The organism is Streptomyces sp. NBC_00878, from assembly GCF_026341515.1.
In the GTDB taxonomy this organism is placed as follows: domain Bacteria; phylum Actinomycetota; class Actinomycetes; order Streptomycetales; family Streptomycetaceae; genus Streptomyces.
Window position 1 is genome coordinate 8,514,239 of record NZ_JAPEOK010000001.1, and the last position, 24,402, is coordinate 8,538,640.

At 70.5% G+C, this 24,402-nt stretch carries 20 protein-coding genes and 1 riboswitch; of the genes, 7 read left to right on the top strand and 13 right to left on the bottom strand.

Annotated features, from left to right (window positions below; genetic code table 11):
- Window positions 1–42: 42 nt before the first annotated feature.
- The 7 genes from cobI to OHA11_RS36970 are packed head-to-tail and all read right to left on the bottom strand — an operon-like array spanning window position 43 to window position 11,034.
- Window positions 43–795 carry a precorrin-2 C(20)-methyltransferase gene (gene cobI / locus OHA11_RS36940; RefSeq protein ID WP_266503719.1) on the bottom strand — a complete coding sequence of 251 codons (753 nt, stop codon included), beginning with the start codon at window positions 793–795 and terminating at the stop codon, window positions 43–45.
- Entirely contained in the window at window positions 777–2,240 is a 1,464-nt protein-coding gene (locus OHA11_RS36945) for a cobyrinate a,c-diamide synthase (RefSeq protein ID WP_266503721.1), read from the bottom strand. The genes cobI and OHA11_RS36945 overlap by 19 nt, the downstream gene beginning before the upstream one ends.
- Window positions 2,237–2,836 carry a cob(I)yrinic acid a,c-diamide adenosyltransferase gene (gene cobO / locus OHA11_RS36950; RefSeq protein ID WP_266503722.1) on the bottom strand — a complete coding sequence of 200 codons (600 nt, stop codon included), beginning with the start codon at window positions 2,834–2,836 and terminating at the stop codon, window positions 2,237–2,239. The genes OHA11_RS36945 and cobO overlap by 4 nt, the downstream gene beginning before the upstream one ends.
- Window positions 2,836–4,887 (bottom strand): putative cobaltochelatase, encoded by a 2,052-nt coding sequence (locus tag OHA11_RS36955; protein ID WP_266503723.1) that lies wholly within the window; start codon window positions 4,885–4,887, stop codon window positions 2,836–2,838. Before OHA11_RS36955 ends, cobO begins: the two co-directional genes overlap by 1 nt.
- Entirely contained in the window at window positions 4,884–8,537 is a 3,654-nt protein-coding gene (cobN, locus tag OHA11_RS36960) for a cobaltochelatase subunit CobN (RefSeq protein WP_266503725.1), read from the bottom strand. The genes OHA11_RS36955 and cobN overlap by 4 nt, the downstream gene beginning before the upstream one ends.
- Entirely contained in the window at window positions 8,534–10,042 is a 1,509-nt protein-coding gene (locus OHA11_RS36965) for a cobyric acid synthase (RefSeq protein WP_266507704.1), read from the bottom strand. Before OHA11_RS36965 ends, cobN begins: the two co-directional genes overlap by 4 nt.
- 32 nt (window positions 10,043–10,074) lie before the next feature.
- Window positions 10,075–11,034, bottom strand: coding sequence for a cobalamin biosynthesis protein (locus OHA11_RS36970; RefSeq protein ID WP_266503727.1), 960 nt, complete (start codon window positions 11,032–11,034; stop codon window positions 10,075–10,077).
- Window positions 11,035–11,130: 96 nt separating this feature from the next.
- Window positions 11,131–11,267: riboswitch (cobalamin riboswitch) on the bottom strand.
- A gap of 312 nt (window positions 11,268–11,579) precedes the next feature.
- Between OHA11_RS36970 and OHA11_RS36975 the strand changes: the two genes are divergently transcribed.
- Window positions 11,580–11,786 (top strand): DUF397 domain-containing protein, encoded by a 207-nt coding sequence (locus OHA11_RS36975; RefSeq protein WP_266503729.1) that lies wholly within the window; start codon window positions 11,580–11,582, stop codon window positions 11,784–11,786.
- A 272-nt stretch (window positions 11,787–12,058) separates the two neighbouring features.
- On the opposite strand, the gene OHA11_RS36980 is transcribed toward OHA11_RS36975, so the two are convergent.
- The 5 genes from OHA11_RS36980 to OHA11_RS37000 all read right to left on the bottom strand — a co-directional run bounded on the left by OHA11_RS36980 (window position 12,059) and on the right by OHA11_RS37000 (window position 16,114).
- A complete protein-coding gene (locus OHA11_RS36980) occupies window positions 12,059–12,565 on the bottom strand; it encodes a hypothetical protein (protein ID WP_266503731.1) in 507 nt (168 codons plus the stop codon).
- A gap of 42 nt (window positions 12,566–12,607) precedes the next feature.
- Complete coding sequence (locus tag OHA11_RS36985; protein WP_266503733.1) at window positions 12,608–13,468, bottom strand: helix-turn-helix transcriptional regulator; 861 nt, start codon at window positions 13,466–13,468, stop codon at window positions 12,608–12,610.
- A 245-nt stretch (window positions 13,469–13,713) separates the two neighbouring features.
- On the bottom strand, window positions 13,714–13,935 hold the full coding sequence (locus tag OHA11_RS36990; protein WP_266503735.1) for a hypothetical protein: 222 nt from the start codon (window positions 13,933–13,935) through the stop codon (window positions 13,714–13,716).
- 18 nt (window positions 13,936–13,953) lie between these two features.
- Entirely contained in the window at window positions 13,954–15,204 is a 1,251-nt protein-coding gene (locus OHA11_RS36995; protein ID WP_266503736.1) for an inorganic phosphate transporter, read from the bottom strand.
- Window positions 15,205–15,373: 169 nt separating this feature from the next.
- Window positions 15,374–16,114, bottom strand: a complete 741-nt coding sequence (locus OHA11_RS37000; protein ID WP_266503738.1) for a lysozyme — start codon at window positions 16,112–16,114, stop codon at window positions 15,374–15,376.
- A 196-nt stretch (window positions 16,115–16,310) separates the two neighbouring features.
- Between OHA11_RS37000 and OHA11_RS37005 the strand changes: the two genes are divergently transcribed.
- The 3 genes from OHA11_RS37005 to OHA11_RS37015 all read left to right on the top strand — a co-directional run bounded on the left by OHA11_RS37005 (window position 16,311) and on the right by OHA11_RS37015 (window position 20,231).
- Window positions 16,311–17,021: a class II aldolase/adducin family protein gene (locus OHA11_RS37005; protein WP_266503740.1), complete on the top strand. Its 711-nt coding sequence runs from the start codon at window positions 16,311–16,313 to the stop codon at window positions 17,019–17,021.
- 455 nt (window positions 17,022–17,476) lie between these two features.
- Window positions 17,477–18,613 (top strand): alpha/beta hydrolase, encoded by a 1,137-nt coding sequence (locus OHA11_RS37010; protein WP_266503742.1) that lies wholly within the window; start codon window positions 17,477–17,479, stop codon window positions 18,611–18,613.
- Between the two features lie 202 nt (window positions 18,614–18,815).
- A complete protein-coding gene (locus tag OHA11_RS37015; RefSeq protein WP_266503745.1) occupies window positions 18,816–20,231 on the top strand; it encodes a hypothetical protein in 1,416 nt (471 codons plus the stop codon).
- A 169-nt stretch (window positions 20,232–20,400) separates the two neighbouring features.
- Here the strand turns inward: OHA11_RS37015 and OHA11_RS37020 are convergent, their stop codons facing one another.
- Entirely contained in the window at window positions 20,401–20,814 is a 414-nt protein-coding gene (locus OHA11_RS37020) for a VOC family protein (RefSeq protein ID WP_266503746.1), read from the bottom strand.
- 360 nt (window positions 20,815–21,174) lie between these two features.
- Here OHA11_RS37020 and OHA11_RS37025 point away from each other — a divergent pair, with 360 nt between their 5' ends.
- The 3 genes from OHA11_RS37025 to OHA11_RS37035 all read left to right on the top strand — a co-directional run bounded on the left by OHA11_RS37025 (window position 21,175) and on the right by OHA11_RS37035 (window position 24,327).
- Entirely contained in the window at window positions 21,175–22,773 is a 1,599-nt protein-coding gene (locus OHA11_RS37025; protein WP_266503749.1) for an ABC-F family ATP-binding cassette domain-containing protein, read from the top strand.
- Between the two features lie 407 nt (window positions 22,774–23,180).
- Complete coding sequence (locus tag OHA11_RS37030; protein ID WP_006123601.1) at window positions 23,181–23,402, top strand: helix-turn-helix domain-containing protein; 222 nt, start codon at window positions 23,181–23,183, stop codon at window positions 23,400–23,402.
- Between the two features lie 133 nt (window positions 23,403–23,535).
- Window positions 23,536–24,327, top strand: coding sequence for an enoyl-CoA hydratase/isomerase family protein (locus OHA11_RS37035; RefSeq protein ID WP_266503751.1), 792 nt, complete (start codon window positions 23,536–23,538; stop codon window positions 24,325–24,327).
- Window positions 24,328–24,402: the final 75 nt, after the last annotated feature.

Here is a 24,402-nt window from a genome sequence, read left to right on the forward strand (position 1 = left end):
GATACCGCCCTCTGACGGAAGTCACTGTTCCGCTGACGGGAGTCACAACTTTCCGCCGCGTCCGCCGTCGCGCCGCGCGGGCGCGATGAGCGTCGAGAGATAGGGCAGCGGGGTGCCGTCCAGCTCGCCCGCGGGCCGAATGGACTCGTCCGGCAGCCCCAACGCCGACCCCCACACGGCATCGTCGAGCCGCCCGGTCTCCCGCAGCGCCGCGGCGACTTCCTGGGCCAGCCGCCCGAACTTGTACGCGACGACGGTGCCGGGCCCGTTGAGGGCGTCCTTGAGCGCGCCGGCCCCGGCGGTGACGGGCACGAGCGTCAGTGGTTCGGTGCCCTCCGTCAGCACGGCCCCGGAACGGGCGGCGAGGTCCTGCATGGCGGTGATTCCGGGCACGGTCTCGACGACCGTCCCCGGTACGGCGTGCGCGATGGTCTGCGCGAGATAGGTGAACGTGGAGTACACGTTCGGGTCGCCGATGGTCGCGAACGCCACGGTCCCGTGCGTACGCAGCAGCCCGGCCACCCGCTCCCCGGCGGCGTCCCAGGCGGCCTCGCGGCGCCCCCGGTCGGACCGCTCGTTGAGCGCGAAGACGACACGTACGACCTTGTCCTCGGACACGTAATGCAGAACGGTCGCCTCGGCGCGCCCCCGCTCCCCGCCATCCGTCCCATCGGGCGCGGCCATGACGGGCACGACGACGACATCGGCCGCCCGGAGGCAGTTGACCCCCTTGACGGTCACGAGCTCGGGATCCCCGGGCCCGACCCCGACCCCGATCAGCCTGCTGTTGCCCATGACCCGACACACCTCTCCACGAACCGACGGGCGACACCGGGCGCGGACGCCCAATGCGTATGCAGATAACTCGCGTGCACGCCCTGCTGTACGAAACCTTCGACCCGCCGCACCGGAGCACGCAGCCCCCAGGCGGGGGCCACCCCCGCCCCGGGCTCCACGACGGTGCGGTGAAACTCATGCCCGCGCATCCGGCTGCCGGCCTCGGCCAGCACACTGTCGGACACGGCGACGGCGTCCCGATACCCCAGGGTCAGCCGCTCGTCCATCCGCGCCTTCGCGTCGATCACCCCGCACATGGGCCGCCCGTCGAGCTCGCGCGAGAGATACAGCAGCCCCGCACACTCGGCGGCGACGGGAGCCCCACGCTCGGCGAGCGAGGCAACGGCCTTGCGGAGGGGTTCGTTGGCGGACAACTCAGGTCCGTACACCTCGGGAAACCCGCCCCCGATGACCAACCCCCGTGTCCCTTCGGGCAGTTCCTCATCCCGAAGCGGATCGAAGGTGACGACATCGGCCCCGGCCGCGGCAAGCAACTCGGCATGCTCGGCATAGGAGAAGCTGAAGGCGGCCCCACCCGCTATGGCAATCCTCGGGCCATCCAGCCCGTCCGGCGTTTGAGGACGAGGCCGTTCAGGCCGATACGGGGGTCTGGGGGCAGAGCCCCCAGGGTCGGGAATGGGAAGGGGCGGCGGGGGCGAGGAACCCAAGACCTCAGCCGCATCCCACGCGCCACCGGGCAACGATCCGGCCCCACGCGCCAACGCGAACAACGCATCCAGATCACACCCGCCCCGCACCTGCGAGGCCATCGCCGCAACAGCCGCAACCGCCTCCACCCGCCGCTCGGCAACAGGCACCAGCCCAAGATGCCGAGAGGGAGTACCCACCTGCTCAGCCCGCCGCAGGACACCCAGCACAGGCACCCCCGACGCGTCCAACGCCTCCCGAAGCATCCCCTCATGCCGATCGGACCCCACCTTGTTCAGGATCACTCCACCGATCCGCACCTCCGGATCCCAGGAGGCAAACCCGTGCACCAGCGCGGCCACGGACCGCGACTGCGAAGAGGCGTCCACGACCAACACCACAGGCGCCCGCAGCAACTTCGCCACATGAGCGGTAGAGGCCAACTCCCCTTCCCCCGCCGCCCCGTCGAACAGCCCCATCACCCCCTCGACGACCGCGAGATCACACCCCCGCGCGCCATGGGCGAACAGCGGCGCGACCAGCTCCGCCCCACACAGATAGGCGTCGAGATTCCGCCCCACCCGCCCGGTGGCGAGCGCGTGATACCCGGGATCGATGTAGTCGGGCCCCACCTTGTGCGGGGACACGGCAAGTCCCCGCGAGGCGAACGCGGCCATCAACCCCGTGGCAACGGTGGTCTTGCCGCTGCCCGAAGAGGGCGCGGCGATGACCAGCCGAGGGACGGAAGAACTCACCACTCGATGCCTCTCTGCCCCTTCTGGCCCGCGTCCATGGGGTGCTTGACCTTGGACATGTCGGTCACGAGGTCGGCGAGTTCGAGAAGCTTCTCGGGGGCGTTGCGCCCGGTGATCACGACATGCTGGGTCCCGGGCCGGTCCCGCAGCACGGAGACGACCTCGTCGACGTCGACCCACCCCCAGTGCATGGGGTAGGCGAACTCGTCGAGCACATACAGCTTGTACGTCTCGGCTGCGAGGTCGCGCTTGACCTGCTCCCAGCCCTCGCGGGCCTTCTCCTCGTTGTCCATCTGGTCATCCCGCTGAACCCAGGACCAGCCCTCACCCATCTTGTGCCAGTCGACGGCCCCGCCTTCATCGGATGCCCCCAGCACCCGAAGCGCGTTCTCCTCGCCGACCTTCCACTTCGCGGACTTGACGAACTGGAAGACCCCGATGGGCCAGCCCTGATTCCAGGCCCGCAGCGCGAGCCCGAAGGCGGCGGTGGACTTGCCCTTCCCGATCCCGGTGTGCACGACCACGAGCGGCCGATTGCGCCGCTGACGAGTCGTCAGCCCGTCGTCGGGCACCACACTCGGCTGTCCCTGCGGCATTACGCGGCCCTCCTGCTGTTGCCCTGAACATCCCTGACGAGCCCGGCGATCGAGTCGGCCCGCAGCTCGTCCAACGTCACGGCCGTACCGCCGAGTTCACCCGCGAGCTGCGCGGCGAGCCCGAGCCGTACGGGCCCGGACTCGCAGTCGACGACCACGGACGCGACCCCGTCGGCGGCGAACAGCCGAGCGGCCCGTCCCGCCAGCGCGACCGGCTCAGGCCCGCCCGTCGCCCTGCCATCCGTCACCACGACCACCAACGCCCGCCGAGCCGGATCCCGCAACCGCTCCACCCGCAACACGTCATGCGCCCGCAGCAACCCGGCGGCAAGCGGCGTACGCCCACCCGTGGGCAGCGACTCCAGCCGTACCGCGGCCGCGTCCACCGAAGAGGTGGGCGGCAGCGCCACCTCGCCCGTCGACCCGCGGAAGGTCACGAGCCCCACCTTGTCGCGCCGCTGGTAGGCGTCGAGGAGCAGCGACAGCACCGCCCCCTTGACCGCGCTCATCCGCTGCCGGGCGGCCATCGACCCGGAAGCGTCCACGACGAACAGCACGAGGTTCCCCTCACGCCCCTCGCGCGTGGCCTGCCGCAGATCGTCGCGCCGGACCACGAGGCCAGGCCCCGACCGGCCGCGCGCCCGCTGATGGGGTGCCGCGGCCTGCACGGTGGCCGCCAAGTGCAGCTTGGTGAGGGCCCCTTGGGGCCGACGGGCCCCGGTGGTCCGCCCATGCTCGGTCCGCGCCCGCGACCGCCGCCCGGCCGCGCCCTCGCCGAGACCCGGCACGCTCAGCACCTTCGTACGGAAGGGTTCGGCGGCCCGTACGGGAGCCTGCTCGCCCGCGCCCGGCGACGGGGCCTGCCCGCTCTCGGAGGGCTCACCCTGCGCGGGCACCTCACCGGAACTCTCGCCGCCATCGTCGTCGGGCCCTTCCTGAGGCGGCTGCCCGCCGCCTCCGTCGGGCCCGTCCGGATCCGGATCCTCGTCGCCGGAGTCGCCGGAATCATCGGATCCCCCCGAGCCGTTGGAGCCGTCCCCGCCCCCGAACTCCTCCAACGTCTCGTCGAGCTTGTCCTCGTCAAGTCCCGGTGCGTCAAAGGGATTTCGCCGACGCCGGTGCGGCAGCGCGAGCAGCGCGGCCTGCCGTACGTCCTCGGCCAGCACCTCCGTGCGCCCGGCCCACGCGGCCAGCGTGGTGGCGGTCCGGGCCATCACGATGTCGGCCCGCATCCCGTCCACCTCGAAGGCCGCGCAGGTCGCCGCGATCTGCCGCAGCGGCCCGTCGCCGAGCACGACCGACGGCAACAGCTTCCGCGCGGCCACGATCCGGGCTCGTACCGCGGTCTCCTCGTCGGCCCAGCGCGCCGCGAAGCCGTCCGGATCGTCGTCGTACGCGAGCCGCCGCCGTACGACCTCCACCCGCTGATCGGGCTCGCGCGAGGCGGCCACCTCGACGGTCAGCCCGAACCGGTCGAGCAACTGCGGCCGCAGCTCGCCCTCTTCGGGGTTCATGGTCCCCACCAGCAGGAACCGGGCCGCATGCCGTACGGAGACACCTTCGCGCTCCACGTACGAGGCACCCATCGCGGCAGCGTCCAACAGCAGGTCGACCAGGTGGTCGTGGAGGAGGTTGACCTCGTCCACGTAGAGGATCCCGCGGTGCGCGTCGGCCAACAGGCCGGGCTCGAAGGCCTTCACGCCCTCGGCCAGCGCCCGCTCGATGTCCAGCGCGCCCACGAGCCGGTCCTCGGAGGCGCCGACCGGCAACTCGACCATGCGCGCGGGCCGTTGGACCCCGGCACCCACCTCGTGCGGCCCGTCCGGGCACGCCGGGTCGGGAGCGGCGGGCGCACACGAGAACCGGCACCCGGCGACGACGTCCACTTCAGGCATGAGCGCCGAAAGGGCGCGCACGGCCGTCGACTTGGCGGTGCCCTTCTCGCCGCGGACCAGCACGCCGCCCACCGCGGGCGACACGGCATTCAGGAGCAGCGCGAGCCGCAGGTCGTCCTGGCCGACCACGGCCGTGAACGGGAACGGGGTACTCACTGGTCGTCGCCCTCCAAGTCGCCTTCGAGCTCCAGGTACGTGGCGCGCAGCCGCTCCAGCGTCTCGGCGTCCGGCTCGGCCCACAGCCCGCGGTCCGCCGCTTCGAGGAGCCGTTCCGTGATGCCGCGCAGGGCCCAGGGGTTGGACTTCTTCATGAAGTCCCGGTTCTCCGGGTCGAAGACGTACTCCGCGCTGAGCTTCTCGTACATCCAGTCGTCCACGACCCCTGCCGTGGCGTCGTACCCGAAGAGGTAGTCGACGGTCGCCGCCATCTCGAAGGCACCCTTGTAGCCGTGCCGCCGCATGGCCGCCATCCAGCGCGGGTTGACCACGCGGGCGCGGAAGACCCGGTGGGTCTCCTCGCCGAGGGTGCGGGTCTTGACCTGGTCGGGGGTGGCGGAGTCGCCGACGTACGCCTCGGGGCTCGCGCCCGTCAGGTGCCTGACCATGGCGACCATGCCGCCGTGGTACTGGAAGTAGTCGTCCGCGTCGACGAGGTCGTGTTCGCGGGTGTCGACGTTCTTGGCGGCCACGGCGATGCGCTTGAACGCCGTCTCCATGTCCCCGCGCGCAGCCCGCCCGTCGAGGCCACGCCCGTAGGCGTAGCCGCCCCAGACCGCGTACACCTCGGCGAGGTCGGCGTCGGAGCGCCAGTTGCGCGCGTCGATGAGGGGGAGGAGACCGGCCCCGTACGCGCCCGGCTTCGAGCCGAAGATACGGGCCGTCGCGCGCCGCCGGTCGCCGTGCTCGGCGGTGTCCTCGTCGGCGTGTGCGCGGACGTAGTTCCGGTCGGCGGGCTCGTCCAGGTCGGCCACCGCCCGTACCGCGTCGTCGATCAGAGCGACCACATGCGGGAACGCGTCCCGGAAGAAGCCGGAGATGCGGACCGTGACGTCGATGCGCGGCCGGCCCAGCTCCTCCAGGCCGACGACCTCGAAGCCGGTGACGCGCCGCGAGGCGTCGTCCCACACCGGCCGGCAGCCCAGCAGCGCCAGGATCTCCGCGATGTCGTCGCCCTGTGTGCGCATCGCCGAGGTGCCCCAGACCGTCAGGCCGACGGACTTCGGGTAGTCGCCGGTGTCCTGGAGGTACCGCTGCACCAGCGAGTCCGCGAGTGCCTGCCCGACCTCCCAACTCAGCCTGGACGGGATCGCCTTGGGGTCGACCGAGTAGAAGTTGCGGCCGGTCGGCAGGACGTTCACGAGTCCGCGGGTCGGCGAACCCGAGGGGCCCGCCGGGACGTAACCGCCGTCCAGGGCAAGGAGGATGTGGTCGATCTCGTCCGTCGTACGGGCCAGACGCGGCACCACCTCCCGGCACGCGAACTCCAACACCGCGACGGCGTCCGGGAGTTCGGTGCCCAGGACCTCGCGTACGAGAGCGGGCACGGCCGCGGCGTCCCAGGCGCGCTCCTCCATGCCCTCCGCGAACCTGCGGCACAGCTGCTCAAGGAGGTCGATCGCGTCGGCCGCCGACCGCGAGGGTCCCGAGACCAGGTCGCTCAGTTCGGCCGGCACCTTCAGCGGCGCGCCGGGCTCGCCCAGCAACTCCTTCTCGACCAGGCCGAAATGCTCGGCGAGACAGGCCCGCAGACCCGGCAGCGCGTTTGCTGTCCCGCCCCACACCTGCGAGGCCCGCAGCACGGCCAGTACGAGGTTCACGCGCGGCTCGGCCTCCGGGCCGCCGCCGAGAATGTGCAGGCCGTCGCGGATCTGCACGTCCTTGATCTCGCACAGATAGCCGTCGATGTGCATGACGAACGAGTCGAAGTCGTCGTCGTCCGGCTGGTCGTCCACGTGCAGGTCGTGGTGCAGCTCGGCCGCCTTGACCAGCGTCCAGATCTGGGCCCGCACGGCCGGGGCCTTCGTCGGGTCCAGGTCGGACACGAGCGCGTACTCGTCGAGGAGTTGCTCCAGCTTCGCCAGATCGCCGTACGTGTCCGCGCGCGCCATCGGCGGTACGAGGTGGTCGACGACGGTGGCGTGTCCGCGGCGCTTGGCCTGGGTGCCCTCGCCGGGGTCGTTGACGATGAAGGGGTAGACCAGGGGCAGTTCGCCGAGGACGGCGTCCGGCGCGCAGCCGCCGCTGAGCCCAAGTCCCTTGCCCGGCAGCCATTCCATCGTGCCGTGCTTGCCCATGTGCACGACGGCGTCGGCGCCGAAGCTGTTGTCCAGCCAGCGGTACGCCGCCATGTAGTGGTGCGACGGCGGCATGTCCGGGTCGTGGTAGATCGCGATCGGGTTCTCGCCGAAACCGCGCGGCGGCTGGATCATCACGACGATGTTCCCGAACTGGAGGGAGGCCAGCACGATGTCGTCGCCGTCCACGTACAGGTTGCCCGGCGGCTCGCCCCACGCCTCCAGCATCCCGTTCCGCAGATCCGGGTCGAGCTTGTCGAACCAGGCCCGGTAGTCGGCCAGCGGCACGCGCGCGGGGGCCGAGGCCAGCTGCTCCTCGGTCAGCCACTCGACGTCGTGACCACCGGCCGCGATGAGCCGGTGGATCAACTCGTCGCCGTTGTCCGGGTATTCGGTCAGGGCGTACCCGGCGTCTCGCAACGCGTCGAGGACCCGTACCGCCGAGGCGGGGGTGTCGAGGCCGACCGCGTTGCCGACCCGGGAGTGCTTGGTCGGGTAGGCGGTGAAGACGAGCGCGAGCTTCTTCTCCGCGTTCGGCTTGTGCTTCAACCGGGCGTGGCGCACGGCGATTCCGGCGACCCGCGCGGCCCGCTCGGGGTCGGCCACGTACACCGGCACATCGTCCGGACCCTGCTCCTTGAAGGAGAACGGGACCGTGATGAGGCGCCCGTCGAACTCCGGGATCGCGACCTGCATCGCCGCGTCCATGGGGGACAGGGCGGCATCGGACGCGTCCCAGGCGGCCTTCGACGAGGTCAGGCAAAGTCCTTGCAGGACAGGGATGTTGAGAAGGGTGAGCGCGCCCACGTCCCAGGCCTCTTCGTCGCCGCCCGCGGACGCCTCCGAAGCGTGCGTGCCGCCGGCGGCGAGGACGGTGGTGACCAGCGCGTCCGCCCCGCTGATCAGCTCGTACACGCCCGACTCCGCGCTGCGCAGCGAACCGCAGTACACGGCAAGGGCGTTGGCGCCCCGGGCCTCGATCGCGTCGCACAGCGTGTCCACGAAGGCGGTGTTGCCGCTCAGTTCGTGGGCGCGGTAGAAGAGCACGGCGACGGTCGGACGCTCCGTATCCAGCACGGGGTCGCCGTGGACCCCGTACTCCGGCATCTCCCGCGGCCCCTCGAAGCCCTCGCCCGTCAGCAGCACGGTGTCGGAGAGGAAGCGGGCCAGCTCGGTCAGGTTCTCCGGGCCGCCCTCGACGAGATAGCGCAGCGCCTCCGCGACCACACCGGCGGGCACGGACGACTCGGCCATCAGCTCCGCGTCGGGAACCGTCTCCCCGCCGAGCAGCACGGTCGGGATGCCGGACGCCTTGAGCGCGGCGAGCCCGTCCTCCCAGGCACGCTTGCCGCCCAGCAGCCGTACGACGGCGACGTCCGCGCCCTCGACCAGCGCGGGAAGCTCCTCCACGACATCCACGCGGGTCGGATTGCCGATCCGGTACGCGGCGCCGGAGGCACGGGCCGCCAGCAGATCCGTATCGGCGGTCGACAACAACAACACTGTGCTCATGCGGGTGCTCCCGGTGGAATGAAAGGCAGTCCTGTCGGCGCGCCGGACTCGATGAGCCGCCACAGCGCGTCCGTGTCCGCGTGTTCCTCGATCAGATCGCCGAGCCGGTCCAGCTGCTCCTCGCGCAGCGCCGCGAACGACGTGCCGGCGGCCGGTACGAAGCGACGCCCCGCGGCGGCCGCCACCTCGCGCAGGAAGGCCCGCCGGAAACCGTCCGACTCCAGCGAGCCGTGCCAGTGCGTACCCCAGACCTCGCCGACCCGGCAGCCGTCCAAGAAGGGTTCCCCGCCTGTGACTTGGGCGACCCCGTGGTGGATCTCGTACCCCTCGACGGACTCGCCGAGGGCTTCGCCGACGGGCCGCGTGAGCGTCTTCTCCCGCGCGAACCGCACCCGCACGGGAAGGAGCCCGAGCCCGTCCACCCGCCCGGCGCGCGACTCGACCTCGTCCTCGATGTGCTCGCCGAGGATCTGGAAGCCACCGCAGATACCGAGGACGGGACGCCCCTCCGCGGCCCTCCTGACGAGGGCGTCCGCGAGGCCGCGCTCCCGCAGCCACTCCAGGGCCCGGACGGTGCCCCGGGTGCCGGGTACGACGACGAGGTCGGCGTCGACGAGTTCCTCGGCCCGGTCCACGAACCGCACGACGACGCCCGGTTCGGCGGCCAGCGCGTCCACGTCCGTGAAGTTGGACATCAGGGGAATCGCGCAGACGGCGACCCGCAGGATGTCCTCGCCGACGGGGGAGGAGACCGCCGACTCCCGGACCGGGCCCCTCAGCGAGACCGCCATCCCGTCCTCCTCGTCGATGCCGAGACCGTGCTGGAAGGGCAGCACTCCGTACGTGCGACGCCCGGTGAGGCTCTTGAGCATGTCGAGGCCGGGCTCCAGCAGGGACACGTCCCCGCGGAACTTGTTGACGAGGAACCCGGCGACGAACTCCTGGTCCTCGGGCGAGAGCAGCGCGACGGTCCCGAAGAAGGAGGCGAAGACACCCCCGCGGTCGATGTCGCCGACGACGAGCACGGGCAGCCGCGCGTTGCGCGCGATCCCCATGTTCACGATGTCCGTCCGCCGCAGATTGATCTCGGCGGGACTGCCCGCCCCCTCACAGATCACCGCGTCATACGTGCCCCGCAACTCGGCGAGGCACTCCAGCACGGTCCCCAGGAGCTGTTCCTGCCGCCCGCCGTGATAGCCGCGGGCGCTCATCTCTCCGACGGGCTTGCCCATGAGGACTACTTGACTGCTCCGGTCGCTGCCCGGCTTGAGCAGTACGGGATTCATGAGCGCGGTGGGCTCCACGCGCGCGGCCTGCGCCTGCATGGCCTGCGCCCGCCCGATCTCGGCGCCCTCCCGCGTGACGAACGAATTGAGCGACATGTTCTGCGCCTTGAAGGGCGTGACCTTGACGCCGTGGCGCACCAGCCACCGGCAGATCCCGGCGGTCACGACGCTCTTGCCCGCGTCGGAGGTGGTCCCGGCGACGAGCAGCCCGCCACCCATGCCCCCGCTCATTCCCCCACTCGTTCCCCCGCTCATGACGTACGCCCCTTCGTGCGAAGGCTGTTGACGAGGAGCCGCCCGGCGACACTCACGCCGAGCGCGAGCCGGCTCACGCGCCGCGAGAGCCGTACGGCCCGCTCGATGTCCCCGACCTCCACGGCCCGCCCGCCACCATTGAGTACAGGCCGGTGCTCGACCCTTCCCGCATACGAGAGCATCCCGCCCAGCCGCACGCCGAGCGCCCCCGCGAACGAGGCCTCGACGGGCCCGGCGTTGGGGCTCGGATGCCTGGCGGCGTCGGCACGCCAGGCGCGTACCGCCCCGCGCGGATCGCTTCCCGCGACGGCCGCGAGGACGGCGGTGAGCCGCGCCCCCGGCCACCCCGCGACATCGTCGAGCCGCGCGGAGGCCCACCCGTACCGCCGGTACCGGGCGGACTTGTGCCCGACCATGGCATCGAGCGTGTTCACGGCACGGAACCCGACGAGCCCCGGCACACCGGCCGCGGCACCCCACACGAGGGCGCCCACGACGGCGTCGGAGGTGTTCTCGGCGACGGACTCGACGACGGCGCGGGCGATCCCGTCGGCGTCCAGCGCCTGCGGATCCCGCCCGCAGAGGTGCGGCAGCCGCTCGCGGGCCACCTCCATGTCCCCGGCGGCGAGCGCCCCGCCGATGGCCCGGGCCTCCCGCCCGAGCGAGGTCCCGCCGACAACGGACCAGGTGGCGGCGGCGGTCAGGGCGACGGAGGCGACACGAGAGGCCCGCACGGAACGGCCGGCGAGCGCGGCGAGCGAGGTGGCAGAGCCCACACAGACAGCGGTGTGCAGCGCGCCCCACCCCCGGTGGTCCCGCCACAGCACCCGCTCCATGGCTCCCGCGGCGCGTCCGAACGCGGCGACCGGATGCCCCCGGCGCGGATCGCCGAGCAGCAGATCACCGAGGAGGCCGGCGGCGGCGCCGTACGCGAAGACGCGATCGGCGTCACGCATCGGTTAGCCGACCGTCAGGTCGGGCACAACCGTCGCTCGACAGGCACTTGGGCAGCCGCGCATGGCGATATGTCCTCACTCAGGGTGTCCACGCCCTGGTTCGACGAGACCGACGGCGAGAGTTCCTGGCTCCCGGGGCATCGACTCCCCGGTAACAGTGGCGGGACCGCGCCGGATTCGCACCGGCTTCCTCTCCTGCCGCCGTACATGGCTCCGGCAGTCCACCACGCCCACGAACACCCGTCAACTTGCTGTTGACCTGCGGCGCTGTGGTGTGCTGAGCCCCACACCGCTGAAATTTCGTCAGCTACTCGATTCGGCGGTTTCTGGGCTCTTTCACGACGGTCAAGGTGGGAACACTGGAGGGAACGACAGTACGAACACTGAGAGCGCCGACGAGCGGCATTGGGCACTTCGGGCGGGGAGACGAACCTGGTGTGGCCGAGCCTCCGCTGCCCTCGGCAGCGGCTGGACACGGCGCTCGGGGTCGTCGCGGTGAGGACGCGGTGTCGGTGCGCTGACTTGTGGGGCTGGAGGAGGTCGGTGTGATCGACAGGGACCTGTCGGAACGGGTGTGGACCAGGAGCAGTTATTCCCAGGGCAACCAGGAATGCGTGGAGATGGCTGTGGAGTCGCTCCACGTGCTGATACGTGACTCGAACTGGCGCCGGGGGAGCAAGCTCGCCTTCCGCCGCGCGGCATGGTGTGGTTTTCTGGCGGGGCTGGTGTACCCGGGCACGGACGGCTCTTGACGATTCGTCCGGAGGGACGGGAGGTACGCATATGGGAGAGCGAGCCAAGCCATCCACCTCAGCGCACATGGGGAAGCCAGGTACTGGGGGAGCCAGACTGGCGGCGGCTGCTCCACTGACACTGTTCTGCTCCGTGACGGGGGCGCTGGCCGTCGGCCTGGGGGCTCTCGCGGCACTGCTGGTGCCGGGCGGTGCCGCGCGCGGTCTGGTCTGGCTGGTGGTGACCTCCGTCATCGCGGTGGGTGCCGGTCTGTGGTGGGGGCTCACTCCGGTCACGGAGCGGATCCGGGTTCTGAACCGCGTTCTGGCGGCGGCTCAGTTCGAGAGGGCGCCGAACCGCTGACAGGAGTCACCCGCGAATTTTCGGAGCGCAGGCGCAGCGTCCTGCCGAGCCCGGCACCGAGCGCCGTGACCAGGGCGGCGCCGATGGCTCCCAGCACCGCCGTGGTGAGCGGCGTCGCGGCCCCGAACGGGACACTGGCGGCGACCCTGCTGGCCATGGTGACGCTGAACAGCAGGACGCTGCCGCATGCCGTGCCGAGCAGCAGCCGGACGGAGAGCAGGCGTATCTCACCGTCCACCCGGGCGCTCTCCACCCGGATCAGCGCCTCCGTCCACTCGGGCCGCTGCATGGCGTACGACTTCAGGGTGCTGTCGTCGAGGGGGACGGGCCCTTCCTGATCCGTGGACTCGGCGGGCGCTCTCGACGCGTCGCCGCCCGGAACGGTGCTGGCCGCGCGTAACGCCCGCCACCACGCTCGTGTTCCGAAGACCGCCATGGGCCCTCCCCCGATTCCCGCCCGGGCCGTCCCGTCCCGGGGTCAGATGTTGACCAGACTCTCCTTGACCGTGTCGATCAGCTCGATCATCCGGTCACCTTGGTACGCGATGGTGCTGATGTCCTCGAAGCACTCCCGGTAGCGGGCCGTGAGACCGAGGTCGTCACGGTTCGACAGACCGCCGCCGGGGCCTTCCCGGAACAGTAGGTCGTCGTCGTCCTTGAACCCGAGCACGATGAACGACGTGAGGGTGCCGTAGTGCGCCCCGGCAGAGAAAGGCAGGAGCTGGATGGTGACCCTGGGGTGTTCCGCCATCGTCTTGATGTGCTCCAACTGCCGCCGCATCACCGCTGGTCCGCCGATCTGACGTCTGACGGCCGCCTCGTCCAGGACGATATTCACGAGGGGACCGTCCTCACCGTCGAAGAACCGCTCCTGCCTGCTGATGCGGAGTTCCACCTGCTGACGCGTGCGTGACTCCGAGGTCGTGCCGGGCGTGAGCAGTGCGGTGGCGTAGTCCTCGGTCTGGAGGAGTCCGGGAAGGACGATGGGGTTGTACATGAGGATGGTGTTCGCGGCCCCCTCGTAGCCCAGGTACTGCGCGTACTGGACCGACACGACGTCGCTGTACGGGGCCCACCAGGACTGGCCCTTCGAACCCCGGGCCGCATCCTCCAGATCTTTGACATGATCGGCGTCCGTGACGTCGTACAGCTGGAGCAGCGCGCGAAGGTCCGTGACGCCCAGGCCGACGGTCCCCGCCTCGATCCTGAGCAATTTGGAGAGCGACCATTCCAAGCCATTCACGGCGTCCCGCTGGGTGAGTCCAGCCTGTTCGCGGGCTTTGCGCAGCTCGATTCGCAGCCTGCGTCGGTTCAGGCTCGGATCGATGTCCCTGGCCATGGTGCTCCCTGCCACATGTCGTCGTTGACTAGTCAGGCCGCCACCGTCGAAAAGTTAACTCCCAAATAGAATAGGCGAGTTGGACGTCGGCGACCAGCGGTCGTCAGTATGACATGTGTCTTTCCGGTGCGGTCGCAGTGGCGCCTCGAATGCCAAGAAACCCCCCGTAAGCATCACAAAAAGCTCGCGGGGGGTTGATGTGGAGTTATTCGTGTCGCGTCGAGGGAAAGGCGGGATTTCCCGCCTCAGGCCACGATCAGGAAAATTCCATACGCCACGGCCGCCGCGCACAGCGCGAAGCATGCGTACGCACCCGTCGTCGTGAGCACGGCCGACCCTCCCCTTGTTGACGCTTCCTCCCGCTTGGAGAGCCCCACGATCCCAAGAGTGAAGAGCCCCACAAGGGCGACGGTGGCGATGAGGCTGACTCCGAAGACGGAGGCGAGGGCTGCCCAGTCGATCTTCATGCGGTGGGTTCCTGTTCCTTACACCGTGGCCGTACGGGCGGACTCGCTGGCGTCCGGGCCCGGGATCGTGGTCTTCAGGTCGTCGGCCGCGGCAGGCGCGCCCGCCGGCGGCGGGGCGACGGCGGCGATGGCCGTGGTGACGACGCCCGCGGGCTCGCCCGCGTCATGGTCGATGGAGTTCACGTTGTCGACGGTGACTGGCCGACGGCGGGAGAGGACCCAGATGACCGCCGCCCCGGCGATCAGCAGCGCGCCGGTGAGGACGATGCCCCAAGTGCCCTGCTTGGTGAGGAACTCCGCGCCCGCGCCGACGAGTCCGGCGGCGGGAAGTGTGAGCCCCCACGCGACGAACATGCGCGTCGCGGTCGACCAGCGGACGACGCCGCCCTTGCGGCCGAGGCCCGAACCCATCACGGCGCCGGAGCAGGACTGCGTGGTGGAGAGCGAGAAGCCGAGGTGCGAGGAGGCCAGGATGACCGTCGCGGCGCTGGTCTGGGCGGCGAAGCCCTGCGGCGGTGCGAGGTCGGTGAGGCCCTTGCCCATGGTGCGGATGATCCGCCAGCCGCCCAGGTAGGTGCCGAGCGAGATGGCGATGCCGGCCGAGACGATGACCCAGACGGGGGGATTCGAACCGGGCGCAAGGGCCCCGCCGGTGACCAGGGCCAGCGTGATGATGCCCATCGTCTTCTGCGCGTCGTTCGTACCGTGGGCGAGGGAGACCAGACCCGCGGAGGTGATCTGACCCGCGCGGTAGCCCTTGGAGGTCGCCTGCTCGCCGGCCCGGCCGCTGATGCGGTACGTCAGGCGCGTGGCGAGCATCGCGGCGAGTCCGGCCACCAGCGGCGCGGCGACCGCGGGGATCAGGACCTTGGTGACGATGGTCGAACCGTTCACCGACGACCAGCCCGCCGACATGACCGCGGCGCCGATCAGGCCGCCGAAGAGGGCGTGGGAGGAACTGGAGGGCAGGCCCAGGAGCCAGGTCAGCAGATTCCACAGGATGGCGCCGACGAGCGCCGCGAAGATGACTTCGGTGCGGATGCCCTCTTCCTTGATGATGCCGCCGGAGATCGTCTTGGCGACCTCCACGGAGAGGAACGCACCGACGAGGTTCAGTACGGCGGACATGGCCACAGCCGTCTTGGGCTTCAGGGCGCCGGTCGAGATGGTCGTCGCCATCGCGTTGGCGGTGTCGTGGAAACCGTTCGTGAAGTCAAACACGAGAGCGGTGACGATCACGATTCCGAGGAGGAGCGTGATGTGTTCCATTTACCCAGGCTTCTCTTGGATGTCAGTGGCACAGGGACCGTAGGCAACCTGAATGAACGGAAGATGAACTGTGGTGAGCTTCAAGATGGCTGAACAGAGGTGCCGCCACTCCGTTTGCGTCGGAGTGGCGGCGGGCGTTCTCGAACAGGGGCGGACTCTCGGGTTCCGGCTACCCCTTGGCGAACTGCCTGAGCCGGTTCAGGGAGCCATTGAAGAGGTTCTGGTCACCCGGCAGGCTGCCGCCGTTGTCGTACTGCCAGAACGTCCAGAACTGCCAGCCCGACGGCAGTGACCCCGCCGTGGAGCTGTAGCGGGCCAGCCACAGCGGATGGTTCGCGGCGAAGGCGGCGCTGTTGCCCGTGCACGTCTTCCACCAGTTGTAGTTGGTGTAGATCACCGGCCGTCGGCCGGTCTGCCGCTTCACCTCGTTGCTGAACGCCTTGATCCAGCTGACCATCTTGCCCTTGCTCAGGCCGTAGCACTTCTTCTTGCCGTACGGGTTGTACTCGATGTCCAGCGCGGGCGGCAGCGTCCAGCCGTCCGCGCGCCAGCCGCCTCCGTTGCGCACGAAGTACGCGGCCTGGGTCCTCCCCGACGACTTGTGCGGCAGCGCGAAGTGGTACGCCCCGCGGATGATGCCCGCGTTGCGTGCGCCGTTGTACTGCTGACTGAAGTACGGGTTGCGATACGTGTGCGACTCGCTCGCCTTCACGTAGACGAACTTGGCGCCTTTGCTCTTCGCGCTCGACCAGTTGACGTTCTTCTGGTGCGAGGACACGTCGTGGCCCTTGGGCTTGGCGGCGGCCGAGGCCGGCGCCTCGGCGAGAGCGGTTCCACCAAGCGCCAGCGTCGCCACGGAGGCGGCGACCAAGCGAGCACGTGGACGGGACGGTTTGCGATCACGAGCCATATTTCCCCCCGGAATGGCGACATGCGCGAAAAATCTCCCAGAGGCTACTGGAAGATCCCTGAAAGTCCGTCGCATGCCGGTCATTCACTCCCGACGGGCGATTCATGCCCTTGTGTGACCTTTCGCAGACGTCGGCTGCACCCTAAAGTGCCCCGCCCGTCCAGAGGTTGGCACGCGCGACTGGCAGGATCGCGGCATGGCTGAGCAGCGACGGGACCCAGGAGACGGACGAGACGCGGGGGAGCGGGGCGCGCACCCGGCACGGGAGGCGCTGGAGCGCGCGTGGGACGACCTCGTGGCGACGGCCCGCCGGACGGTGGCCGACGGCCTGGTCGTCGGCACGTCGGGCAACGTGTCGGTGCGCGTGGGCGACACGGTCCTGGTCACACCGAGCGGAGTCCCGTACGACCGACTGGCCCCCGAGAACCTCTGCGGGGTCTCCCTCGACGGCCGGCAGGTGTTCGGTTCGCTCGTTCCGACAAGCGAACTGCCCATGCATCTCGCGGTCTACCGCGCCACCGACGCGCGGGCGATCGTCCACACCCACGCGGTGCACGCCACGGCCGTCTCGACCCTCGTCACCGAGCTGCCGCTCATCCACTACATGGCCGCCGCGCTCGGCGGTCCCGTCCGGGTGGCCCCCTACGCCACCTACGGCACGGAAAAGTTGGCCGAGAACATGCTCAGGGCCCTGCGGAACCGCACAGCCTGCCTCCTCCAGAACCACGGCACCCTCACATACGGAGCCTCTCTCCCCCAGGCCTACGACCGAACGGCCCAACTGGAGTGGATGTGCCACGTCTGGCTGACAGCCTCGTCACTTCCTGGGTACTCGCCCACGCTACTGACCGAGGAGCAACTGACCGAGGCGGGCGAACGCCTGAGGGGATACGGCCGGCGACGGTGACGGGAGGGGAGCGGAGCGGAGTGGCTGGTGACGGCGGCTGGGTGAGCGGCTGGTGACTGCGACGGGTGTGGCCGGCGACGGTGACGGGGTGCGGTCTCTGACGGTGACCGGGTGCGGCCGGCGGCCGTGACGGGGTGAGGTCGGCGACCGCGACCCGGTGCGGCAGCCGACGGTGACCATGAAGGGCCACGGCATGTGATCACGTACGGCCGCCGTAGTTGATCTCCGCCGCAACGGCGCTCAGCCGACACGGGCCCTTCCGGCGGTGCCGAAACCACTGGTAACCACCGGTGCCGAATCCGCCGGTCCCGAATCCACCGGTTCCGACCCCACCGGTCCCCGCAGACCCTCCAACCGCCTACGCCGCCGAAACCACACACCCCACCGAGCCGTACCGGAAACACCGCCGCCCCGCTCCACTGGCCGACAACCGGCTCCGTCAGGAGACTGGACCCGTGCGCACCGTGAAACCGACGGCAGCAGCCGTCACCGTCGCCATAGCCGGCGCAGCCACCGTCGCAGCCACGGTGGCGGTCGGCCGCTTCGCCAGCGACGCCGCCCTCAAAGCGCCGCCGGGCAAGCCGCTGCCCACCGAACCCCGCCTCACCGTCCACTCCACGGCCGCCGGCCGGATCACCCTGACCCGCGCCCTGGCCTCACAGCGCCCGGGTGTGTACGGCCTGAGCGGCAACGGCAGCCACGCGGTCGTCGGCCCGATCCTGAACGCCACCCCGCACTCCGCCGACACGGTCGTACGCCGCCTGGAGCGCGTCACCCACGGCACCCTGGAAGCCGGGGACAAGGTCTGGTTCACCTCGGGCGTGCACATCGGCAACCCGAGCACCGCCCTCGGCCTCGACCACGCCGATGTGGACGTGCCCGGCGAACTCGGCGCCCTGCCTGCCTGGTTCGTGCCCGCCGCCCGCGACACCTGGGTGATCACCGCGCACGGCCTGGGCGCCACCCGCGAACACCCCATGAACATCATGGAGTTCCTGCACCGTCACCGGTTCCCCGTCCTCGACATCGCCTACCGCGGGGACCTCGGCGCGCCCCGCCCTTCCGACGGCCTGAACCACCTGGGCGAGACGGAGTGGCGCGACCTGGACGCGGCCATTCGCTACGCCGTGCGCTACGGCGCCGAACGCGTCGTCCTGCACGGCTGGTCCACCGGCGCCACCATGGCCCTGCGCGCCGCCGCGCACTCGGCGCTGCGCGACAGGATCTCCGGCCTCGTCCTGGACTCGCCCGTCCTCAGCTGGGAGACCACGCTGCGCGCCCTCGCCACGGCCCGCCGTACCCCCGGCGCTCTGCTGCCGCTGGCCGTCCGCGCCGCCCAGGGCCGCACCGGTCTGCACGGCGACCGCATCGAGGACGCCGCCGACCCCGAACGGCTCAAGGTGCCGATCCTCGTCCTGCACGGCCCCGACGACGCGGTCGCCCCCTGGGGACCCTCACGTCGTCTCGCCGACCGTCGCCCCGACCTCGTCACGCTGCACACCGTCCGCGGCGCCCCGCACGGCGCCATGTGGAACGCCGACCCGGCCGGCTACGAGGAAGCTCTCCGCCGCTTTCTCACCCCGCTGATGTAGCCACCTCCTCGCCCGACGCGACCACCTCCCAGCGTCGTTTCCGGGCCTTCGATCCACCCAGTCCCAGAGCTTCCGTTTAACTCCGTACCACCTGGCTGTTCGCGGCCAGGAGCGCCTGCGGGGCCCGGTGTACCGGCCGCTCCCTTGACTCCGTGCGGCATTCCGTTTGGGTTTTCGGACCGTCAACCGGAAGACTGCCCCCGTGACGTCCCGTATCCCGCGCGACTCCAGGCTCCGACTCGTCCGCCCGCGAACCCTGGCCGCCGCCCCCCGAGCGATGACCCAGCGGCCCACGCGCCGACCCGTACCCCGCCCGCCGGAGGGCACACCGGCACCCGCGGAACTCGCCCGCATGGCACGCTCCGTACTCGCCGGCGCGGCCCGTGTCGCCCGCTGGGCGGACGCCGTCCTGAGCCCGGCCAAGAACCGCGACGGCACGGCTTCGGACGGCACCCCCGAGGGCCCGGGCACGCTCTCCGACGCGACCGCCCAACGGGCCGCCACGGATCTGGCCCTGACTCCGGCTCAGGTCCGCGAGGACTGGGACACCGCACGTCTCGCGGGCCTCGTCGAGGTGCACGGCGGCACCGCGCGCCCCGGTTGGCGGCTGCGCGCCTGGAACCGCGACGACAGCGCCGTACTGCGCGGCTGGGTCGCCCTGTTCGACGCCTGGTCGATCGCCCACCCCGGCCCCGACGGGCGCGAGCCGGCCGCCGTCGCCGAGGTCGTCTCCGCGATGCCGCAGGTCCTCTCCTTCCTCCAGTTGTCCGCCGGTCCCGTCCCCGTGCCGCAACTCCTCGACCTGCTCGAACAGCGCGTCACGGAACTGCGCACCGAGCGCTGCGAGATCCCCTACGGCCCGCAGCCCGAGCCCGTCGAGAGCCCCGCCGAGGACACCCCGCTGGCCCCCCTCCTCGACTGGGCGCTGCACGCCATCGCCGCCGTGGGCGCCCTCACCTGCGCCGACGGCCAGGCCACGCTCACCCCGCTCGGCAGCTGGGCCGTCTGGGTCAAGCTGGAGCAGATCTGCGTCGCCGCGCAGAGCCCCGCCGGGAACATCGAGCAGGGCGCCGAGGACATGCTCCGCGGCTGCTCCCAGCTGCGCCCGAACGCGGCCCGCGCCGAGTACCGCGCCTGGCTCGCCGCCCGCCCCGTCGGCAGCGCCGTCACCGAACTCCTCGGCGCCGCCCGCGGCGAGGACGCCCTCCTGCGCGGACTCGCCTTCGAGGCCCTGCGCGTCGTCGGAGCCCCCGCCGAGCCCGATGTCCGCTCCGTGACCGACGAGGCCTATCTGCGGCCGTACGCCCTGCTGTGGCTCGCCGAGCACGACGGGCACGACCCCGAGGACGCCCACGAGGTACTGACCCGCAAGGAGGCCACCTGGCTGTGGGTGGACACGGCCGCGGCCGTCGCCGACCACGGCGAGGCCCCGCTCCTCGTACGGCACTTGGAGTCCGCCGTGCAGGCCACCGTCCCGGGGCTGCTCGACGAGGTGCGCGCGGTCGGCCATCCCCGCACCGTGCAGGTCCTGGTCGCGCTCGCCGCCGCCCACCCCGACCCGGCCCTCGCCAAGGCCGTGCGCCGAGCCGCCTTCCAGGTGCACACCGGGGGCAGCTAGCCGCTCCGCGGAGTGCGCGGAGTCTTCGGGGGGGCGTGATTCGGCTGTGGCTGGTCGCGCCCACGATGGGGGTCCCCCCGCTCGAGCGAAGCCGAGAGTGGGGGAGGAGCCGCACAATGACACAGCCCCACGCCCCTGGGCAGTGGGGGCGCGGGCGGGGCCAGTGGTGTCAGGCCGTTATCTCCGGTGCGTACGTGCCGAAGCTCCAGATGTTGCCCTCGATGTCCCGGGCCATGTAGTCCCGCGATCCGTAGTCCTGGTCCGTCGGGGCCATCAGGATCTCCGCCCCGTGGGCGACCGCCTGCTGGTGGTGTGCGTCGATGTCGTCCACGACGACGTACACCCCCGTGTGCGTCGATCCCTTCATCGCCTCGTCGAAGCGGCCGCCGGTGCCTCGGGAACCGAGCATCACCGCGCCGTTGCCCTGCACCAGCTCGGCGTGCAGGATCTTGCCGTCCTCGCCCTCGTACACCGAGGCCTCGCTGAAGCCGAAGGCCTCCGTCAGCTGCTTGATCGCCGCCTTCGCGTCCGTGTACAGCAGCGTCGGGTAGATGCTCGGGCGCCCGCCGTCCGTGCCTGCCATGCCGATCACTCCCTCTGGTCCCCGGCTCGTCCCCATGCCGGAACATCGCCTGAATGTGACCTGCTCCACAGTCTTGCATCCGGCACTGACAACGCCCTGCCGGGCAGAAACGGGGCGGACGACCTCGGCCGGTTCACCCCACACCGCACCCCACACCGCACCTCGTCCACCGCACCGCGCCTGGCCCCGTGCACGGCACCCCGACGGGCAATGAGCGTCACACTCCCGAACACCCGCACACAGAAAAAGTGGTTGCACCGCCCCGTTAGACTTGGCCCATGGCCATTCTCCTCGTGCATTAGACGGCGTGAACGCCTTCAGCCACCCGCCCCGTCATCAACCCTGCCCAGGAGTCTGTCCGTGATTTCCGCCTCCGGTATCGAGCTACGTGCCGGTGCCCGCATCCTCATCGAGTCCGCAACCTTCCGCATCACCAAGGGCGACCGCATCGGCCTGGTCGGCCGGAACGGCGCGGGAAAGACGACCCTCACCAAGGTCCTCGCAGGCGAAGGCGTTCCCGCCGGCGGCACCGTCGCCCGCTCCGGCGAGGTCGGCTACCTCCCGCAGGACCCGCGCACCGGCGACCTCGACATGCTGGCCAGCGACCGCGTCCTCTCCGCACGCGGCCTGGACACCCTGATCCGCAAGATGCGCGAGAACGAACAGCGCATCGCGAACGGCTCGGGCGCCACCCGCGAGAAGGCGATGCGTCAGTACGAGCGCCAGGAAACGGAGTTCCTCACCAAGGGCGGGTACGCCGCCGAGGCCGAGGCCGCCACCATCGCCGCCGCGCTCAACCTGCCCGACCGTGTGCTGGGCCAGCCCCTCCATACGCTCTCAGGTGGTCAGCGCCGCCGTATCGAGCTCGCCCGCATCCTCTTCTCGGACGCGGACACCCTGCTCCTCGACGAGCCGACGAACCACCTCGACGCCGACTCGATCGTCTGGCTGCGCGACTACCTGAAGACCTACCGCGGCGGCTTCATCGTGATCTCTCACGACGTCGACCTGGTCGAGACGGTCGTCAACAAGGTGTTCTACCTGGACGCCAACCGTGCGCAGATCGACGTCTACAACATGGGCTGGAAGCTCTACCAGCAGCAGCGCGAGGCCGACGAGAAGCGCCGCAAGCGCGAGCGGCAGAACGCCGAGAAGAAGGCCTCCGCGCTCCACTCGCAGGCCGACAAGATGCGTGCCAAGGCCACCAAGACCGTCGCCGCGCAGAACATGGCCAAGCGCGCGGACAAGCTCCTCGCGGGCCTGGAGGCCGAGCGGAGGTCCGACAAGGTCGCCAAGCTGCGCTTCCCCGAGCCGTCCCCGTGCGGCAAGACCCCGCTGATGGCCGAGGGCCTGTCGAAGTCGTACGGCTCGCTGGAGATCTTCACCGATGTCGACCTGGCCATCGACAAGGGCTCCCGCGTCGTCATCCTCGGGCTGAACGGCGCCGGCAAGACGACCCTGCTCCGGCTCCTCGGCGGCGCCGAGAAGCCCGACACCGGCCAGGTCATAGAGGGGCACGGCCTCAAGCTCGGCTACTACGCGCAGGAGCACGAGACCCTCGACCCCGAGCGCACGGTCCTGGAGAACATGCGCTCCGCGGCCCCCGACCTGGACCTGGTCGAGGTCCGCAAGACGCTCGGCTCGTTCCTGTTCTCCGGCGACGACGTCGACAAGCCGGCCGGTGTCCTCTCCGGCGGTGAGAAGACACGCCTCGCGCTCGCCACCCTCGTGGTGTCGTCCGCGAACGTCCTCCTTCTCGACGAACCGACGAACAACCTCGACCCGGCGAGCCGCGAGGAGATCCTCGGCGCCCTGCGCACCTACAAGGGCGCGGTCGTCCTCGTCACGCACGACGAGGGCGCCGTCGAGGCGCTCCAGCCGGAGCGGATCATCCTGCTGCCCGACGGCGTCGAGGACCTGTGGGGTTCCGATTACGCGGATCTGGTCGCCCTCGCCTGAGCCCCGAAGCGGTCAGTGCCTGAGCTCCGAAGCCGTCGGTGCGTGAGCCCGAAAGCGGTCAGCGGGGCTTGATCGAACCACTGATCCACTGCGTATGGATCATTCGGCTTATCCGTGATCCATCATCTGTGTGAGATCTCCTCGTACCGAGGTGTGTCCTACATCGATTTTCCGGCCGGGCTCCTTGTTCCCAAGGGTCCGGCCGTCGCGCGTCGCTGACCTGGACCTTCGTCGATGAACCCGTTCGGCCGTACGGAGAGACACGGGCGGAATTACTGATTCCGCTCATGGTGACGGGCGTCCACGGTCCAAAGCCTTTCGCACGGACCTTGCCGAATGGGTGGCCAGGAAGCTCTTGAGGGGTGATCATGAGAAGTCCAGAGCGCACTTCCCATGAGGAGGCACGGGTGGCCGAGACTCTGAAGAAGGGCAGCCGGGTAACCGGCGCCGCGCGCGACAAGCTCGCGGCAGACCTGAAGAAGAAGTACGACTCCGGTGCGAGCATCCGGGCACTGGCCGAGGAGACCGGCCGCTCGTATGGCTTCGTACACCGGATGCTCAGTGAGTCGGGCGTCACGCTCCGTGGGCGTGGCGGAGCGACGCGGGGCAAAAAGGCCGCGTCGGCCTGACGCCGGGCGGCTCCTCGTTCTCCGATGGTGGCCACCCGGTCGGTCGATTGACCGCCCGGGTGGTTACTGTGCAGTCACTTAAGGGTGTGCTTGTACGGCACCCTCTCTGACCGCACACATCGGAGGTGCCCCCATGGCTTCGTTCGACCCGCTGCTCGACAAGGACGGCGTACGGCTCACCGTCGACGACGCGATCGCCACGGTGACACTGACCAACCCGGCCAAGCGCAACGCGCAGAGCCCCGCTCTGTGGCGGGCACTGGTCGAGGCGGGGCAGTTGCTGCCGGGCACCGTCCGTGTCGTCCTGCTGCGCGCAGAAGGCAAATCCTTCTCCGCGGGGCTCGACCGGCAGGCGTTCACGCCCGAGGGCTTCGACGGCGAGCCGTCCTTCACCGAACTCGCGCGCCGTTCCGACGCCGAACTCGACGCGACCATCGCCGGATACCAGGAGGGTTTCACCTGGTGGCGGCGGAGCGACATCGTGTCCATCGCCGTCGTGCAAGGGCATGCCATCGGGGCGGGCTTCCAGCTCGCGCTCGCCTGTGACCTGCGCGTCGTCGCGGACGACGTGCAGTTTGCCATGCGCGAGACCAGCCTCGGGATCGTGCCCGATCTGACGGGTACGCATCCGCTGGTGGGGCTCGTCGGGTATGCGCGCGCGTTGGAGATCTGCGCGACAGGGCGGTTCGTGCTGGCCGAGGAGGCACAGCGGAGCGGGCTCGCGAATATCGCGGTGCCTGTTGACCAGCTCGACGGTGCCGCGCGTGATCTTGCCGGGGCGCTGTTGGCCGCGCCCCGGGATGCGCTGATCGAGACCAAGGCCTTGTTGCAGGGGGCCGTGGATCGTACCTATGAGGATCAGCGTGTTGCCGAGCGGGCCGCTCAGGGGCGGCGGTTTCGGGATCTCGCGGGGGTGGGTGACTGAGGTCGTGTGTCGTGTGCGGGTGCGTGGGGGCTGGTCGCGCCCCCGATGGGGTCCCCCCGCCCGAGCGAAGCCGAG